15 protein-coding genes are annotated in these 17,229 nt (G+C 36.8%); 11 read left to right on the top strand and 4 right to left on the bottom strand.

Annotated elements, in window-relative coordinates; translation table 11 throughout:
• Positions 1–20: 20 nt before the first annotated feature.
• Positions 21–626, top strand: a complete 606-nt coding sequence (locus tag ASO14_RS13065) for a GDSL-type esterase/lipase family protein (RefSeq protein ID WP_068456222.1) — start codon at positions 21–23, stop codon at positions 624–626.
• A 60-nt stretch (positions 627–686) separates the two neighbouring features.
• On the opposite strand, the gene helD is transcribed toward ASO14_RS13065, so the two are convergent.
• Positions 687–2,909 (bottom strand): RNA polymerase recycling motor HelD, encoded by a 2,223-nt coding sequence (gene helD, locus ASO14_RS13060; protein ID WP_068456219.1) that lies wholly within the window; start codon positions 2,907–2,909, stop codon positions 687–689.
• 205 nt (positions 2,910–3,114) lie between these two features.
• Between helD and ASO14_RS13055 the strand changes: the two genes are divergently transcribed.
• Positions 3,115–3,840, top strand: a complete 726-nt coding sequence (locus ASO14_RS13055; protein ID WP_068456216.1) for a glycerophosphodiester phosphodiesterase family protein — start codon at positions 3,115–3,117, stop codon at positions 3,838–3,840.
• Positions 3,841–3,888: 48 nt separating this feature from the next.
• Here ASO14_RS13055 and ASO14_RS13050 read toward each other — a convergent pair whose 3' ends face one another.
• A complete protein-coding gene (locus tag ASO14_RS13050) occupies positions 3,889–4,917 on the bottom strand; it encodes a DUF2804 domain-containing protein (protein ID WP_068456213.1) in 1,029 nt (342 codons plus the stop codon).
• Positions 4,918–5,032: 115 nt separating this feature from the next.
• Positions 5,033–5,656, bottom strand: a complete 624-nt coding sequence (locus tag ASO14_RS13045; RefSeq protein WP_068456209.1) for a TetR/AcrR family transcriptional regulator — start codon at positions 5,654–5,656, stop codon at positions 5,033–5,035.
• A 120-nt stretch (positions 5,657–5,776) separates the two neighbouring features.
• On the opposite strand from ASO14_RS13045, the gene ASO14_RS13040 reads away from it, so the two are divergent.
• From ASO14_RS13040 to ASO14_RS13030, 3 genes are all read left to right on the top strand, one after another.
• The gene (locus ASO14_RS13040) at positions 5,777–7,978 is read left to right on the top strand and encodes an MMPL family transporter (RefSeq protein ID WP_068456206.1); all 2,202 of its coding nucleotides are present in this window, start codon (positions 5,777–5,779) and stop codon (positions 7,976–7,978) included.
• Between the two features lie 147 nt (positions 7,979–8,125).
• A complete protein-coding gene (locus tag ASO14_RS13035) occupies positions 8,126–8,683 on the top strand; it encodes a nitroreductase family protein (protein WP_231727011.1) in 558 nt (185 codons plus the stop codon).
• Between the two features lie 178 nt (positions 8,684–8,861).
• On the top strand, positions 8,862–9,263 hold the full coding sequence (locus ASO14_RS13030; protein WP_068456199.1) for a hypothetical protein: 402 nt from the start codon (positions 8,862–8,864) through the stop codon (positions 9,261–9,263).
• A 48-nt stretch (positions 9,264–9,311) separates the two neighbouring features.
• Here ASO14_RS13030 and ASO14_RS13025 read toward each other — a convergent pair whose 3' ends face one another.
• Positions 9,312–10,694 carry a dipeptidase gene (locus ASO14_RS13025; protein WP_068456196.1) on the bottom strand — a complete coding sequence of 461 codons (1,383 nt, stop codon included), beginning with the start codon at positions 10,692–10,694 and terminating at the stop codon, positions 9,312–9,314.
• A 155-nt stretch (positions 10,695–10,849) separates the two neighbouring features.
• Between ASO14_RS13025 and ASO14_RS13020 the strand changes: the two genes are divergently transcribed.
• The 6 genes from ASO14_RS13020 (at position 10,850) to ASO14_RS12995 (ending at position 17,179) form a co-directional block, all read left to right on the top strand.
• A complete protein-coding gene (locus ASO14_RS13020; RefSeq protein WP_165442643.1) occupies positions 10,850–11,986 on the top strand; it encodes a PucR family transcriptional regulator in 1,137 nt (378 codons plus the stop codon).
• Between the two features lie 95 nt (positions 11,987–12,081).
• The gene (locus tag ASO14_RS13015) at positions 12,082–12,975 is read left to right on the top strand and encodes a DMT family transporter (RefSeq protein WP_068456190.1); all 894 of its coding nucleotides are present in this window, start codon (positions 12,082–12,084) and stop codon (positions 12,973–12,975) included.
• Positions 12,976–13,096: 121 nt separating this feature from the next.
• Positions 13,097–14,278 (top strand): phosphoenolpyruvate hydrolase family protein, encoded by a 1,182-nt coding sequence (locus tag ASO14_RS13010; protein WP_068456187.1) that lies wholly within the window; start codon positions 13,097–13,099, stop codon positions 14,276–14,278.
• 89 nt (positions 14,279–14,367) lie between these two features.
• Complete coding sequence (locus tag ASO14_RS13005; RefSeq protein WP_068456185.1) at positions 14,368–15,576, top strand: Tm-1-like ATP-binding domain-containing protein; 1,209 nt, start codon at positions 14,368–14,370, stop codon at positions 15,574–15,576.
• Between the two features lie 14 nt (positions 15,577–15,590).
• Positions 15,591–16,415 carry a phosphoenolpyruvate hydrolase family protein gene (locus tag ASO14_RS13000; RefSeq protein ID WP_068456182.1) on the top strand — a complete coding sequence of 275 codons (825 nt, stop codon included), beginning with the start codon at positions 15,591–15,593 and terminating at the stop codon, positions 16,413–16,415.
• Between the two features lie 215 nt (positions 16,416–16,630).
• A complete protein-coding gene (locus ASO14_RS12995) occupies positions 16,631–17,179 on the top strand; it encodes an RNA polymerase sigma factor (protein ID WP_068456179.1) in 549 nt (182 codons plus the stop codon).
• The last annotated feature ends 50 nt before the right edge of the window (positions 17,180–17,229 follow it).

Here is a 17,229-nt window from a genome sequence, read left to right as displayed (position 1 = left end):
GCAGCAAAGAAGGGTGACATATGAAAATAGTTTGTTTTGGCGATAGTTTAACTGCTCGAAAAGAAGGTTATCCTAAGCCAATGTTGACGATGATGTTATCGGAAAAGGTAAAAGGGCATATATATGTGAATATCGGACTTCCTGGGAATACGACGGTGTCTGCGCGAGAGCATTTAAAGTCAGAAGTTTTGGAAGAGCATCCAGATGTCGTAACGATTCTTTTTGGGTCGAATGATTGTTCTGAAACGAAACAAATCCCTTTATCCATTTATGAAGAAAATCTCGCATTTTTTGTGAAAAAAATCGGTCCTAAAAAAGTCATTTTGATTACGCCACCTCCTGTAGACGAGCATAAACAAAAATATCGTACGAATGCACGCATTCACGAATATGCAGATGCGGTACAACGCGTAGCCGCACAGTATCAATGTACATGTATTGATTTTTTTGAACATGTTTATACACAACCGGATTATGAAAAATTACTCGTTGGAAAAAGTGACGATGGCTTACACTTCGGTGAAAAACTCTATGATCAACTCAGTGACTTAATTGCAGATGAGCTGAGAAAACGTGAACGTGAAGCAGAAAAATCACTTTGGCGAAAAATGATGGATAAGTTGTAAAAATAGATTACTAAAAGTAAAAGGAATCGTGCCACAAATAGCGCGATTCCTTCTTTTAATTTAATCCAATAAAAAATATTGTTTCGTCGGTGCTACAAGATGTAATTCGTGCATGGCACGTGTTAACGCAACATAGAGTAATTTACGTTCTAGTGGTGTATCTTCAAAAGGTTCTTCACTCGCTACGAGAATTACTGCATCGAATTCAAGTCCTTTTGCGAGATGACTTGGTACGACAAGTATAGCATCTTGGTCAATTTCCGATGTTTCATCTAATAGTAATGCAGGAACCTCAGCTTGTTGTAACTTCTGTGTTAGTATTTTTGCTTCTTTTGTCGATTTACAAATACATGCGATTGAGCGATGTCCATTGGCGCGAATTTGTTCATTTATTGTATGAATCAACTGTGGATCAATTCCATGCATTTCATGGAATTCAGGAATAAGTCCATGACGTACAACCGGTTCGACAAGTGGTAAATCTTCCTTCATTCCTTGAAGAATTGTATTCGCAACGTCCATAATTTCAATTGTTGTACGATAGCTTTTTTGAAGTGTCTTATAAGAGGCACGAGGGAATAGTTCACGGACAGGTCCCCAATTTGTGAGCGAACGGTAACTATGAATCCCTTGCGCTAAATCACCAACCATCGTGAATAAATCTGTATCGAGTCCATCTCTTAAAGCTGCTAATTGGAAAAGACTATAATCTTGTACTTCATCAATGAAGATAGCGCGCATTTTCCATTCATCTGAAATTCCTTTAATTTTCGCATGCAAGTAATAAAGTGCTGCTAAATCTTCTGTCGCATAACGCTCTTTTTGATGGAATGTTAAAAATGTATGACGTTCTTCTTCTGACCAATTGGGTGTTAATTTAGCTAGAAGTATGTCATCAGTTAAAAGTTGGCGATAGATTTTTTTAATATTTTGTTTTGAGAAAGGCTTCATGTAACGTGTAACAAGTGTTTTTGCTTCTTTTTCAATTGCGGGGATACGTATATCACGTTCATCAATCCAGCGCGTTACTTCTGCTTTTCGCTTTACTGGGTCAATGATGTTTAGCGCACGTCCTAAAATATCATCGTATTTACGATTCAAATCGTACAAAATCTTCTTCTTTTTCATCTGTACGGTACGTTGTACAACAGCTTTAATCTTTTGAATTCGTTTTTCAATTGGCAAGTAAGCATACTCCGTACGGAATAGTTTTAATAATTTTGTACCACGTAGTAGACGGTATTTTTCAAGAAAGACATCTGTAAAGTGTTGTTCATATTGCGCATTCATTTCAGCAATTAATCCGTCCATTAAATCACGATATTCGAGTGAACCTTTTAACTTGGTAATCCAGAGTACATCATCTTTTGCTTTTTGTTCGATAAGAGATTCAAGTAATTCATTCGGAGCAGTTAGTTTTAAAGAGAGTCCAATTGCTTTTTGTACATATTCTTCATATGTTGTTTGACAAATTGCGCCGACACCAAGTTCTGGAAGTACATCCGAGATATAATCGATAAAAAGTTTATTCGGTGCTAAAATCATTAATTTTTCTGCTTCGAAATGTTCACCCATTGTGTAAAGGAAGTAGGAGATTCTGTGAAGGGCAATCGTCGTCTTCCCAGATCCAGCCGCTCCTTGTACGATAATCGGTTGTTTTAAATGCGCACGAATAATTTCATTTTGTTCAGCTTGAATGGTTGAAACAATTTCAGTTAATCGAACGTCAGCTTTCCCAGCAAGTGCATCTTGTAGTAGCGCATCATTCGTCGTTAAGTCAATGTCTCGTACATCAAGTAATTCACCATCTTCAATTTTATATTGGCGTTTAGAATAGAGGTGACCTTTGTTTTCGACATCATTCACCATATACGTTAAGTCGCCTAAACGCCCATCATAATAAACATTTGCGACTGGTGAGCGCCAATCGACAATGACGGGTTCTTGCGTTTCTTTATCGAATAGTGAGGTTTTCCCGATATAGAGTTTTTCATCGGGCTCGCCTTCTTTTTCAAAGTGAATACGCGCAAAATAAGGCTTCGATTTAATTGCTTCGAGCCCTTCTTGTTGATTACTCGCCATATCAAAAAAGCGAGTATTCGTTAAAATATTTAAGTATCCTAAGCTGGAATCTAAGTAGTCGAGGTCTGCAATGGAGTTTCGAATGATTTCTTGTGCATTAGCTAAATCTTCTTCTGATTCATGCAGTAATTTTTCCATAAAGTTTTTCACATAGGTGAGATGTTGTGCTTCCTGTTGAAAATCAGGATGTTGTTCAGACATAAAAAAATCCTCCCATCGAAATATCGTTTTTGAAACGTAATGGAATGCTTGACACGGCCCTTCATACTGCTTCAATCCCTTTAATAAAAGGACAAAAACGGCTTTCTTTGGTAGAGTGACAAATACTATCATACGTTTTTTAAAAAAGATTTGCAAAAACGAGGAATACCTTTCATGATGTAATGGAAGATAGGAGAGAAAAGACATGAAAATTTTTGCCCATCGAGGTTTCTCAGGTGACTATCCTGAAAATACATTACCTGCTTTTGAAGCAGCATCAAAACTTCCGGTAGAAGGAATCGAATTTGACGTACAGCGTACAAAAGATGGTGTACTTGTTGTTCATCATGATGAAAAAATTCATCGTACATCGAATGGTAAAGGACATTTGAAAGACTATACATTTTCAGAGCTTCGTGAGCTTGATTTTGGTAGTTGGAAAGATAAAAAATTTAAAGGGATACAAATTCCGACACTTGGAGAAGTATTACGTGTATTCAAAGATACACATCATCTCTTAAATATTGAGATTAAAACAGATGTGGTGGATTATCCTGAAATTGAACAAGCGATTATGGAACAAGTCGATTACTTAGATATGACAGATCGTGTCATCTATTCATCATTTGACCATGTGATGGTCGAAAAATTATTGCGTGTGGCACCGAATAATACAACAGCTGCGCTATTTGAAAAAATTTTAGTGAACCTACATGAATATGGTGAAAAAATTGGCACGAAGCATTTACACATTTCATTGAATGCGGCTAAAAGAGGTGTAATTCGTGAAGATATTCAAAAGGGAAGTATATTCCGCGTATATACAGTGAATAAAATAGAAGACTACGATGCAATGGAGAAATTAGGGGTGGAGGCTGTATTTACAGATGTCCCAGATGTGTTATTAAAGCATCGGAAAAATAAATCATAATAAAAGAGTCACACTGTTTTTAAAATTCAGTGTGGCTCTTCATATATATTACCATTTCGCTTTATGCACTTCTGAAGCACCGAGCATTTGTCGAATCGGAAGAATTTGTCCGTTTTCAAACTTAACGAAGCCTTCAAAGTATCCGAATAGTTGGTGGACAGTTGATTGGACAAGTTTTGCATCGGATTTTGCAACACGTTCAAAAAACGGTTTGAACGTTAAGCGTACGTCATTTGAAAACTTGGTTTGAATCGTCCACGGCTTCATCAAGTCTTGCTCATCATATTTGAAAATGACATCTTCATGTATTTTAGTCATTTTTCCGTCAAAGAAAAAAGCATTCTCTGTCATACCTGTGCCATCTGTCCATTGTCCACCAAAGTTTAGCCCAACACGATGATTACGACAGCGCTGTGATGCCATCGCCCAGTTCCAAGTCGATTCTCTCGGCCATACACCGCGACCGTAGTCGAGTACAGCATAAGAATCGCGACGATCGAACGCATAGCGACGATCACCAATTTTCACATAACCTTCTGTTGGTAATGTATGATGTTTTGCGGTGAATTGGAATGTTTGGCGATTCCAAGGAATGACAACATTGAGTGATTCATCTTCCTCTAAATGGTGAATGGTCAAATCAGCATGCAGTAGCTCACCATCAAAATCAGGAATTGTAACGGTTACTTGTGTTTCTTGATAGCCATCATAGAGAAACTGAATTTTCATTTCACTATGATTGCAAATCGTTGTATCGAGTACGTGTTCAGACATCTTTGGTTTTTTACCGAGTGGTGACATCGTAATTGTTTTTTCGAAAAAACGTTGCGTTTCATAATCTAATACATAAACAAAGCAAACGGTTGCATAATCAAGATGACTAATAGCTGCTGAGAACATTAAATCATCCCCATACACACACCAATAATTCCACTTTTTCTTACGCATGAAGTGGCCCTTTAAATTACTTTGAATTAAAGGTTTTCGTGCATAACCAATCGCAGCAGGATTTAAATTTCCTTTTGCGTCACATAATTTAATTGTGTCTAAAATTTCATTCTCTGCATGCTGAACCACTTCATAACATCCTTTCCTAAAAAATTATTCCGTACAATTTAGTTGTTACTTGTATTGTATCAAAAATTAATTAAAAAAAATGATTTCGTGAAAAAAATAAAGGAATTTTTTTCAATTATTTGCTACTATGAACGCCATTCCAGAAAAATGTTGTAATTTCATGTGCAGTTTCTTCAAGAGTGTTGAAAAAACCTTGCCCATTTGAATCGGTAAACTTACTTAAATTAAGAAGTGATAAAAATAAATGTGCCATAAATTTCGTACTCTTATTCGGGAGAACACCATTTTCTACTTCTTTTGCAAAACAAGCTTCAATTGCGTCATGCATGGCATCTTCAGAGGCTTGAATTCTTTTTAATTGGTCTTCTGATAGGCTAGATGATGCTTCGCGAATAAATGTGTGAATATCGATATCGACAGTTGCGCGTGTAAAAACAATAATTAGTTGTTCAAGTCGCTCTTGAAAGGGTATATGTTGAGATAGAATCTTTACTGAACTTTGACGTACCGTCGTCATTAAAGATTCAACAGAAGCTGTAAATAATTCAGCTTTTGTTTTGAAATAATAGTAAACTGTCGCTTTTGTAATATTACATTTGAGTGCTACTTCATCCATTGATGTATTTTTATAACTATATTGTAAAAAAAGTTGGATTGCCGTATTTAAAATATGCGTTTTTGTAGGGATTACACGATCTTCTTGCTTAGGGCGACCTAAATTTTTAGGTGAAACTGACATAGTGAAGCCCTCACTTTCTAATAGAATTTAGAGGTTATTATATCATATTTTAAAATTTTATTTGATTAATTAACTCTCGAGTATATATAATGAGAGAGAATAAAAAAGGAGTGAGAAAATATGCGAAAGCATCCATTAGAACAATGGGGCGCGTTAGTAGCAGGTAAAAAAGGACGCTGGATTACATTAGCTTTTTGGGTTCTACTCGTAGCGGTATTATCATTTACACTTCCCCAAATTAATAGCGTAGAAAGCAACAACGCAGAAAATTTACCTTCAAACGCAGCTTCAAAAGAAGCGGAAAAAGTTATTAAAGAACAATTTCCAAATGATTCAGGTATTCCATTATTACTTGTTTGGCACCGCGAGGGTGGTTTAAATCAAGAGGATTACGCAAAAATTCAAAAATTATATAAAGATTTGGAGAGCAACCCTGTACCTCATCAGGCAACAATTCCTCCATTTGGTAAATTACCACCACAAGCTTTAATGAAATCAGCTTCAGAGAATGGGTCTACACTTGTTACACCTGTATTCTTTGATCAAAAATCAACAACGGAGCAATTACAAGTTGGTTTAGATGACATTAAAAAGCAAGTAAAAGATTTAGATGTTAAAACAACAGGTAGTTATGACAATAAAGACGAACTAAACCTTCGTTACTCAGGTCCTGTTGGAATTGCGATTGACGCAACAGGTCTATTCAAAAATGCAGACTTTAAATTATTAGCAGCAACTGTATTACTTGTATTAGTATTATTAATTTTAATTTATCGTTCACCATTATTAGCGATTATTCCATTAATTGCAGTAGGTCTAGCATATGGTGTGATTTCACCATTACTTGGACTGATGGCGGAGCAGGGATGGATTGATAAGGACGACCAAGCAGTGTCCATCATGACCGTTCTATTATTCGGGGCAGGAACCGATTACTGTTTATTCCTGATTTCAAAATATCGTGAAGTATTATTAAAAGTAGAAAATCGTTTTGAAGCGATGAAGATTTCGATGAAGGAATCGGGCGGCGCGATTATGATGAGTGCTTTAACAGTTGTAATCGGTCTTGCAACATTAGGTTTAGCACACTATGGTTCATTCCATCGATTCGCTGTACCATTTAGTTTCGGCGTTCTAATCATGGGAATTACAGCACTAGTTGTACTACCAGCCATCTTAGTAATCATTGGTCGTGTGGCATTCTTCCCATTCATTCCGCGTACAGAGAAAATGGCGCAGGAAGTAGCAGCGAAAAAAGGCAAAGCACCAAAGCAACATGCACCACAACACCGTATCGGTAAGAAGATTGCACATCTTGTAACAGGTAAACCATGGGCAATCATTATTATCACAGTTGTATTCTTAGGTGGTCTTGCAGCATTCACACCAAAGATTAACTATACGTTTGATTTACTATCATCATTCCCAGATGATACAAACTCACGTGAAGGCTTTAAATTAATTGAGGATAACTTCTCAGCTGGTGAACTTGCACCAATGAAAGTCGTTGTCGATACAAAAGGCAAAGATGTTAACTTAAAAGAGGATCTTGAAAAATTAAGTTACGTTGGTGAAGTAGCAGCACCACAACAAAGTGAAAAAGATAAAAACATTCAATTATATGAGGTAAGTTTAAAAGATAATCCTTACTCAGCAGAAGCTCTAGAAACTGTACCGAAGATTACAAAAGCAACAGAAGGTTTCTTGAAAGATGCAAAAGTAGAAGACGGTAAAGTATGGGTAGGCGGCGAAACAGCTTCACAATATGATGAGAAAGAAACAATCTCTCGCGATGAATCTGTGATTCTACCAACGATGATTGCATTAATCGCATTACTATTACTTGTATATCTTCGTTCGATTACAGCAACAATCTACCTTGTCGGAACCGTTGTATTATCATTCGTTGCAGCGCTTGGTGCAGGTTGGATTGTTCTACACTATGTTTTAGGTTTCGATGCAATCTCTGGTTCAATTCCGTTATATGCATTCGTATTCTTAGTAGCACTCGGGGAAGACTATAATATCTTTATGATTTCTGAAATTTGGAAGAATCGTAAAGAGGGTAAACCACATAAGTTGGCCATCCAAGAAGGTGTTATTCATACAGGAAGCGTTATTACATCAGCAGGTTTAATCTTAGCTGGTACGTTTGCGGTATTAGGGACACTACCAATTCAAGTACTTGTACAGTTTGGTATTGTAACAGCTATCGGTATTTTAATGGATACATTCATCATTCGTCCGTTACTTGTACCAGCACTAACAACAGTTATGGGACGTTACGCTTACTGGCCAGGAAAGTTATTTAAGAAACAATAAATAGTAGGGTAGCTAGGGGAAATATTATATTTGAACCTAGCTGCTTTTCTAATTTACAACGATTTTACATAATGGTTATCATATGCAACTTCTTATTTTTTTCAGCATATGATACAGTTAAATTACATGAAAGTGAAGGAGTTGGACATTATTCTTACTGTTAAAGAAGTTATTCGCAATCGTCGTTCAATTAAATTATTCAATGGTAAACCTGTTTCAAAAGAAGCACTATTAACCATTTTTGATGATGCTAAATGGGCTCCAAACCATGGTAACCGTCAACCGTGGCGTATTGTATTAGCTACAGAAGATGGATTACAACGATTAAATACGGTTATTCGTGATGTTGTTGTACCAAACTGGGAAGAACTATCTGTAGAAGAATTAGCGAAAAAGATGGTGAAGTTTACAACACCAGGTGCTGTCGCTTTTGTCATCATGCCAGAAGATTTGCGTCAAAAAGAACGCCTAGAGGATTTTGCGGCAGCAAGTAGCTTTATTCAAAACATTCAATTGCTTGCGTGGGATGAAGGAATTGGTTGTTGCTGGAAAACACCAGGTTGGTTAGAGAAACCGGAGTTCTTGAATAAATTAGATGTAGAAGCAGGCGAAAGACCGATTGCGATGTTGCAATTTGGTTACTTTGATACAATTCCTGCTGAAAAACCAAAAAAATCTATTGAGGAATTTGTGACATTCTTTTAATAAAAATCTTGTGAATTTGAAGTTATTTCTAAAGTAGAACGAATATTTTCCGAATGTATAAGTAGGAAGATACAACGTCTATGGAGGAAATAGCTTCCTTTTTTTATATCTATATACTCGTTTTCTACTTGTAAAAGAACATTTGTTCGTATAGTATAAAAATAAGGAGATGAGAAGGATGATTCAATTGAAGTCAATTTGCGAGATTCGTACGAATAATTTCCATGATCCGGATATGGCGATGAAGTTCGACCAATTATGGAATGAGGCTACACCTTACAAGCTAGATGGCACTGTTCTTTATGGTGTATATAGTCAATATGAGAGTAATTATAAAGGTGATTATACAGTAGGTGTATATCGCGAAAGCCAAATTGGTGACTTGAATATTGATGTCAATACAGCCTATAAAAGCTATGTAGTGGATCATCATGATCCGATGGGTGTATTCAAAACATGGCAAAAGATTTGGCAAGAAGAAGATGATGGCGTCATTAATCGTGCTTATACATACGACTTTGAAAAATACGAAGCAGATGGTACGATTACAATCCATATTGCGATTGATACATGTTTATAATGATAAAAAAGAAACAGCCCGTTAGAATCGAGCTGTTTCTTTTTTTATTTATTTTTTGTAATCTTTGATTTCGTGGAAGTAATCACTTACGACACGTAGACCTTTATCAAAGTTTTCTAAGTGGAAGTGTTCGTTAGGTGCGTGAATGTTTTCTGTTGATAGTGCGAAGCCCATCATAACAACAGGTGCGCCTAAAATTTCATCAAATGTTGAGACGATTGGAATCGAACCACCTTCACGTACATAAGCTGTTTTTGCGTCATATTGCGTTTCATATGAACGACCAGCTGCTTGAATGAGTGGGTGATCCATCGGTGTGATGAACGGTTTACCTTTATCAAATTCAGCTACTTCAACGTCTACACCAGCAGGTTTGTTCGCTTCAATATGTTTACGAAGAAGACGAACGATTTCGTCTGGATCTTGGTCTGGAACAAGACGACATGTAATTTTTGCGCCAGCTTGAGCAGGAAGAACTGTCTTAATTCCTTCACCTGAGAAGCCACCGAATACACCGTTTACTTCAAGTGTTGGACGTGCAGAAGTTTGTTCTAAATAGGAGAAGCCTTCCTCACCGAATAATTCTTTTACGCCTGTTTCTTCTTTAATATCTTCTTCAGAGAAGTCTAGTTCTGCATAAGTTGCGCGTTCTTCATCTGTTAATGGACGAACAGAATCGTAGAAACCTTCTACAGAAATCGTACCATGCTCATCATGGAATGAAGATAATAAATCAGCTAATGCATGGATTGGGTTTTGTACACCGCCACCATAAACACCAGAGTGTAAGTCGCGTTTTGAACCTTTTACTGTAATTTCGATACCTGCTAAACCACGAAGTGCATAACATACAGCTGGTTTACCAGGACCGTATAGTGCTGTATCTGAAATTAATACAACATCTGTTGCTAATTCTTCTTTATGGTCAGCGATGAATTGATCTAAATGAACGCTACCGATTTCTTCTTCACCTTCAAAGATGACTTTCACATTAACAGGTAATTTTCCTTCTGTTTGTAATAAAGCTTCAAGTACTTTGACATGCATGAATACTTGACCTTTATCATCACTTGAACCACGTGCATATATCTTGTTGTCACGAATTTCAGGCTTAAATGGTTCTGTATCCCATAGTTCAATTGGGTCAACAGGTTGTACGTCATAGTGACCGTAAACAAGAACGGTTGGACGACCTTCAGCGTGTAACCATTCAGCAGTTACAACAGGATGTCCTGGTGTTGGTTGTACTTGTACATTTTCCATACCTGCTTTTTCAAGCAAGTTTGCTAAATAATCAGCAGCTGTTTGCATATCTGGCTTATGCTCAGAAAGTGAACTAATACTTGGAATGGCTAAAAATTCTTTCATTTCTTCTAAATGCTTTTCACGATGATTTGTAAAATATTGATCGACTTGTTGTAATTGATCCATTTAAAATCCCTCATTTCTAACGTAATTAGCTCTAGTATAGCATATGTTTCGATAGACGGAATATTTTGAACGTTCATAGATATAATTGGAATACTGTTTAAGTTAAAAAGTATAATAAAAAAGGGAAAAGTTAGTTGGGGGTGGAAGAAATGGTCATGACCGTTCAGAATTTTTTAGAATTACCGATTACAAAGGATTTTGAGGTTGTAGCAGGGGAAGATTTTCTACACAAAAAGATGAAGAACGTTGAAATTTTAGACTTTGAGTTTATTAAGGGGTTTGAAGGAACGCGTGAAAAGATGTTCACAGAGGATAGTTTGGTGTTAACAAGTTTGCTATTTGCACAACATGAACCGGAACTACTGATGGATATGGTAGAACGATTTGCGGACCTACATATTAGTGCATTCGCTTATAAGCCAGTGATTTATAAAGATTTACCATCTGAAGTTTTAGAATTAGCAGTGGAAAAAGAGATTCCTGTTTTAAAATTCGGCGGGGATGAGTTTTTTGAAGATATTATTTTTCAGGCGATGAATTATCGTACACGTGCTTCACAAGTCGAATTTTTAGAGACAACGGTTGCTCGTTTAATTGAAGATGATTTAGACCGCGAAACACAATCTACACTTATGCGCCAATTGAACCGACCTTTTGAGACATATGCATATGTAGTGAGTATTTCAAGTCCGCACATTGCTTCATATAATTTATTTCGTTTAGAACCTTTTTTACGTACAGGATTAATTACCCGTTATAAACAGCAAATGATTATGGTCATGACGAATCATAGTTCATCAGCGCCTTTTCATGAACGGATGATGGAGATCTTACAAATTTGTAAAAAGGAATTAGCACCAATCCAAATTGGTATGAGTAATGTTCATGAAACAGAGCAAGATTTAGCGAAGGCATTACAAGAAGCGTGTTACGCTAATATTTTTGCGAATCTTTATAACCAAGCAATTTTTTCATACGATACATTGAAAACAGAGAAATTATTAATTGAATTAATGAAAAAACAGCCTTCTTTCGTCAAAAGATATATAGATGAATGGATTGAACCGTTAGAGGAATGGGATCACTTTTTAGAAACAGCTATCTCATATGTTTTACAAGAGGGGAATATTAAAGCTGTTGCGGAGTTACACTATTGCCACCCGAATACGATTCGTTATCGCATTACAAAGATGAAGACGATTTTATCGCCAGAAGTAAATGAAATGCAGTTTTTTGAGCAATTATCGGTTGCAATTAAGTTATATCTGTTAAAAAAACATTTAGATTTGTAAAAAATACAAAAATAATTTAATTTTTTTAGAAAGTACATGAAACATTTTGTTCTCTTTACATGATATGCTTACAAAAGCTAAAAGGAGGAGAACGAATGAAACAACATATAGGTGTACTTATGTTGATGGTAACAGCAGTTGTTTGGGGCAGTGGATTTGTTGTCACAGATATCGGTTTGGATTACCTCAACGCCTATCAATTAATGGCTGGGCGATTCATATTAGCCGCTATTCTACTAATTATTTTATTTGGTTATAAATTTAAAAAAATAACGAAACGTGTCATTTGGAAGGGAGCGATTTTAGGCGCTATTCTTTATACAGGTTTCGTGTTACAAACAGTGGGTCTTGAATATACAACACCGTCTAAAAATGCTTTTTTAACAGCTGTGAACGTATTAGTTGTTCCGTTAATTGCCTATGCAGTGTACAAGCGTAAAGTTGATCGTTTCGAAGTGATTGGGGCAGTTACAGCATTAATCGGGATTGCGCTACTCTCATTGCAAAGTTCATTCACAATGAATATTGGCGATATTTTAACGCTATTATGTGCGGTTGCTTTCGCGTTTGATATTTTTTATACGAATAAATTTGTTCAAAATGAAGATGCTATTTTATTAACGATTATTCAATTTATTTCAGCAGCAGTAATTAGTGCTTTATTCGTTCTAGTAAGAGGTGATATCCCAACAAGTATAGAAAGTATCGGAACAGGCGGTTTATTCTCGATTGTTTATCTCGCTGTATTCTCTACAATCGTGGCATACTTATTCCAAAACATTGCTTTCAAATATACGTCTGCAACACAGGGAGCCATCATTTTATCAATGGAATCATTCTTTGGTATGGTTTTCTCGGTCGTATTTTTGCATGAAGTATTAACAGGACGTATGGTAATGGGCGCTGCGCTTATTTTAGCAGCTATTATTTTCTCAGAAGTAAAACCGACATTCGGTAAAAGACAGCCAAAATTATTAAAGCCAGATTAGTTATGAAGAAATCTCGTTATACGGGATTTCTTTTTTTATTGTAAAAATAAGGGGCTTTGCATGGTGTAGTTCGTCACAATCTACTAAACTAAAAAGAGAGGAAAAGATAAGGGGCGATTGTATGCGTGATTTAGTCACACATTTAAAGCAAAAAGTAGCGCAACATGAACCGATTATTGCAGCGGCAGTTGGTGGTGGACTTGTTGCTAAAAGTGCAGTAAAAGGTGGCATTGACTTTTTATTAGCACTAAGTGCAGGGAAGTATCGGCAAATGGGTGTAGGTTCTCTTGGCAGTTTTTTAGCCTATGATAATAGCAATGAACTTGTCATGGAATTTGCGACGCGTGAGCTACAAAAAGTAGCGCAGAATATTCCGGTCGTTTTAGGTGTTCAAGCAACCGATCCTACAATTAATTTACATGCGTATATAGATAAAGTAGCGGCACGAGGCTTTCAAGGAATTAATAACTTTCCAAGTGTTGGCTTAATTGATGGGCAGTTTGCGGAAGCTTTAGAAGAAGCAGGTATGAGTTATGAACAAGAAGTTGAAGCGATTCGTTACGCACATGAGAAGGGGTTATTCACAGTCGCGTTCGTTTTTAATGAACAGCAAGCGATGGAGATGTTGGCTGTCGGTGCAGATATTATTTGTGTTCATCTTGGTTTAACGGTCGGTGGACATCTCGGCGCAAAACGTATTCAAAATTTACAAAGCGCTAAACAGATGGCACAGCGTATTTTTGAACGTGTAATCGAACAAAAACCACATGTGATTCGCATGATTTATGGAGGGATCATTAATAAGCCCATCGACGCGCAGTTTATGATGACAGACCACTTAATTCAAGGCTATATTGGCGGCTCTACATTTGAACGTATTCCAACCGAATACATTGTAGAGGAAATTACAACTTCTTTTAAACAGTTACAAGACTTCCAATATGATGATGTCACACAGAAAGTAATTGATGGTATTAATCATGCGCATGACTATGTAAATACAGCGAAGAAGTATATTGCACTCTACTATGCACAACCCATTACGCTCGAAAGAATGGCACAGCAATTGAACATTAGTAGCACGCATTTAAGTAAACAATTTAAAAAAGTGGTCGGCATCTCCTTTCAGCGATATTTAATCGAATACCGTATGAATCGTGCAGTTGATTTAATGAAAGACCCACAACTTCCGTTATTCTTAATTGCCGAAATGGTTGGTTATATGGATTATGCTCAATTTAGTAAAATGTTTAAAAAAGTAAAAGGAATAGCACCAAAGGAATATATAAAGACAACTTTGTGATTGATAAACACATGTAGTTGTCTTTTTTCTTTCGATATAATCAAGATAACAACAATGAAAGTGCTTACATCTCAAAGGGGGATATCCAAATGAAAACAATTGCTTTAATTGGAACATTTGATACAAAGGGAAAAGAATTTTTATTTGTCAAAGAGTTAATCGAGTCACTGGGTTTTAACACATATACGATTCATACAGGTGTTTTTGAACCTACATTTACACCGGATTGCTCCAATTGTACAGTGATGGAATATGCAGGAGAACAATTGGAAAAGGTTCAACAAAAGAATGACCGCGCATTTGCAACAGAGGTTTTAGCGAATGGAATGGAAAAGCTCTTACCACAATTATTTAAAGAAGGAAAATTCGATGGTGTTTTATCATTTGGTGGATCGGGTGGCACATCGATTGCAACACCAGGTATGCGTCAACTACCAATCGGTGTACCTAAAGTGATGGTATCAACCGTTGCATCAGGCAATACAGAGCCTTATGTCGGTACAAGCGATATTATGATGCTACCTTCTATTGTCGACGTAGCTGGATTAAATTCCATCTCAACAAAAATTTTCACGAATGCTGTTTTTGCGATTGCAGGTATGTTGCAATTTGAGAATAAAGTGGAATTAGAACAAAAATCATTAGTCGCGACAACGATGTTCGGTGTTACAACACCATGTGTACAATTTGCAACAAGTTACTTAGAGGAACGTGGCTATGAAGTATTAATTTTCCACGCAACAGGTGTCGGTGGTCGCACGATGGAACAATTAATTGAAGATGGTTACATTGAAGGGATATTAGATTTCACAACGACAGAATGGGCAGACGAACTCGTTGGTGGTGTCTTGAATGCAGGACCGAACCGACTTGAGGCAGCAGGTCGAAAAGGGGTTCCACAAGTTGTCTCATTAGGTGCGCTTGATATGGTGAACTTTGGACCAGTCGATCAAGTGCCAACGAAATTTAAAGGACGTAAATTTTATCGCCATAATCCAACGGTGACATTAATGCGTACAACAATTGAAGAAAATGAGCAGTTAGGTAAAATCATCGCAGAAAAATTGAATCTTGCAACAGGTCCAACAACTTTAATGATTCCATTACAAGGTGTTTCGGCACTCGACGCAGTCGGACAAGACTTCCATGGACCATGTGAAGACCGTACATTATTTGAGGCAGTGAAGCAGGGAGTCAATCCACAACAAGTTACCATCTATGAAGAAAACCTTCATATTAATGAACAAGCATTTGCAGAAAAAGCTGCAGAACAATTAATTCAAATCATGAAAAAATAAAAGGAGTGTTTCAAATGAATCAACAATCACGTCAAGAAATTATGGAACAATTCAAGCAAGAACTAGCAAACGGGAATGTGTTACTGGGGGTAGGTGCAGGCACAGGGATTACAGCGAAAAGTAGTGAAGCAGGCGGAGCAGATATGCTAATTGTCTACAATTCAGGTCGTTACCGCATGGCAGGTCGCGGTTCTTTAGCAGGCTTACTTTCTTACGGTGACGCGAATCAAATCGTTGTTGAGATGGGGCAAGAAGTGTTACCTGTCGTTAAAGACATTCCAGTATTAGCAGGTGTGAACGGTACAGATCCATTCCGCGTAATGGATATATTTTTAAAACAATTAAAAAATCAAGGCTTCAAAGGTGTGCAAAACTTCCCAACAGTAGGTCTAATTGATGGCGTCTTCCGTCAAAATTTAGAAGAGACAGGTATGGGGTATGATTTAGAAGTTGAGATGATTAAAAAAGCACACGAATTAGATTTACTCACAACACCCTATGTATTTAATGAAGAACAAGCGGCTGCGATGGCAAAAGCAGGGGCAGATATATTAGTAGCGCATATGGGACTTACAACAAAAGGTGCAATTGGCGCAAAGACAGCTTTAACATTAGACGACTGTGTTGAGCGTATTGAAAAAATTGTTCAAGCAGGTCGAAGTGTGAACCCGGACATTTTAGTTATTTGTCATGGTGGTCCAATTGCAGAACCTGAAGACGCAGCGTATGTTATTGAGCGTGTAGAAGGCGTATGTGGCTTCTTCGGAGCATCAAGTATCGAACGCTTTGCTGCTGAAGTAGGCATTCGCGAACAAGCGAAAGCATTTAAGTCAATTTAAAAATCGAATCGATTCTATAAAAATAAACGAACCTCTGATGTAAAATCGGGGGTTCGTTTTTTGGTTATACAAGGAGTAAGTTCTTATTCTTACATAAATTGCACAAAAACCTTACACGTTTGTAATGAAAGTGAAAGCAAAACCGATAGAGCGTAAGGTTGTTTTCACAGATAATAAGAGTATAACAAAGAAAGCAATATTTGGAGGTTTTAAAAATGACAATTCAACTTGAAGAAGTTTATGAAGAATATAATCGCTACATATATCATTTATGTTTAAAATTAACACGTAATAAAGCAGAAGCAGAAGACTTAATGCAAGAAGTATGGGTGAAAGTTGTCCGCTATGAATCATACGTTGCACAAGTCGACCACTTAAAAGCATGGTTAACAACAATTTGCATGAATACATTCCGCGACCGCTATCGCAAAAATGTACGTCGTAGCAAATACATGATGAACCAACCTGATACATTAGACGTACCTGTTTTAGATTTGGTTCCCAACAATGAACCAACAACAGAAGAATTAATTGAGCAAGAAGATGTAGCGCAATTAGTACAAGCAAAAATCAATCAACTAGACGGTATTTACCGCAATACACTACTTTACTTTTATGTAAAACAATACTCATTAGTTGAGATTGCAGAATTAATGAAAGTATCAATCGGTACAGTAAAATCACGTCTTTTCCGTGCAAAACAACGTCTAAAAGAAATGATGTTACAAGATGATACAACAGCTACCGCAATCCTACCAGCATAATTAATATAAAATATTGTATAAAACTGTCCCCCTAATCTCACAATCGTCAT

The organism is Kurthia sp. 11kri321, assembly GCF_001534765.1.
GTDB classification, from domain to species: domain Bacteria; phylum Bacillota; class Bacilli; order Bacillales_A; family Planococcaceae; genus Kurthia; species Kurthia gibsonii.
This window is presented reverse-complemented; position numbering and strand designations above follow the sequence as displayed.

Coding starts and splice junctions, on each gene's coding strand:
- ASO14_RS13055 (WP_068456216.1), top strand. CDS start 3,115: ATGAAAATTTTTGCCCATCGAGGTTTCTCAGGTGACTATCCTGAAAAT.
- ASO14_RS13030 (WP_068456199.1), top strand. CDS start 8,862: ATGATTCAATTGAAGTCAATTTGCGAGATTCGTACGAATAATTTCCAT.
- ASO14_RS13005 (WP_068456185.1), top strand. CDS start 14,368: ATGAAAACAATTGCTTTAATTGGAACATTTGATACAAAGGGAAAAGAA.
- helD (WP_068456219.1), bottom strand. CDS start 2,909: ATGTCTGAACAACATCCTGATTTTCAACAGGAAGCACAACATCTCACC.
- ASO14_RS13045 (WP_068456209.1), bottom strand. CDS start 5,656: ATGTCAGTTTCACCTAAAAATTTAGGTCGCCCTAAGCAAGAAGATCGT.
- ASO14_RS13010 (WP_068456187.1), top strand. CDS start 13,097: ATGCGTGATTTAGTCACACATTTAAAGCAAAAAGTAGCGCAACATGAA.
- ASO14_RS12995 (WP_068456179.1), top strand. CDS start 16,631: ATGACAATTCAACTTGAAGAAGTTTATGAAGAATATAATCGCTACATA.
- ASO14_RS13025 (WP_068456196.1), bottom strand. CDS start 10,694: ATGGATCAATTACAACAAGTCGATCAATATTTTACAAATCATCGTGAA.
- ASO14_RS13015 (WP_068456190.1), top strand. CDS start 12,082: ATGAAACAACATATAGGTGTACTTATGTTGATGGTAACAGCAGTTGTT.
- ASO14_RS13020 (WP_165442643.1), top strand. CDS start 10,850: ATGACCGTTCAGAATTTTTTAGAATTACCGATTACAAAGGATTTTGAG.
- ASO14_RS13065 (WP_068456222.1), top strand. CDS start 21: ATGAAAATAGTTTGTTTTGGCGATAGTTTAACTGCTCGAAAAGAAGGT.
- ASO14_RS13000 (WP_068456182.1), top strand. CDS start 15,591: ATGAATCAACAATCACGTCAAGAAATTATGGAACAATTCAAGCAAGAA.
- ASO14_RS13040 (WP_068456206.1), top strand. CDS start 5,777: ATGCGAAAGCATCCATTAGAACAATGGGGCGCGTTAGTAGCAGGTAAA.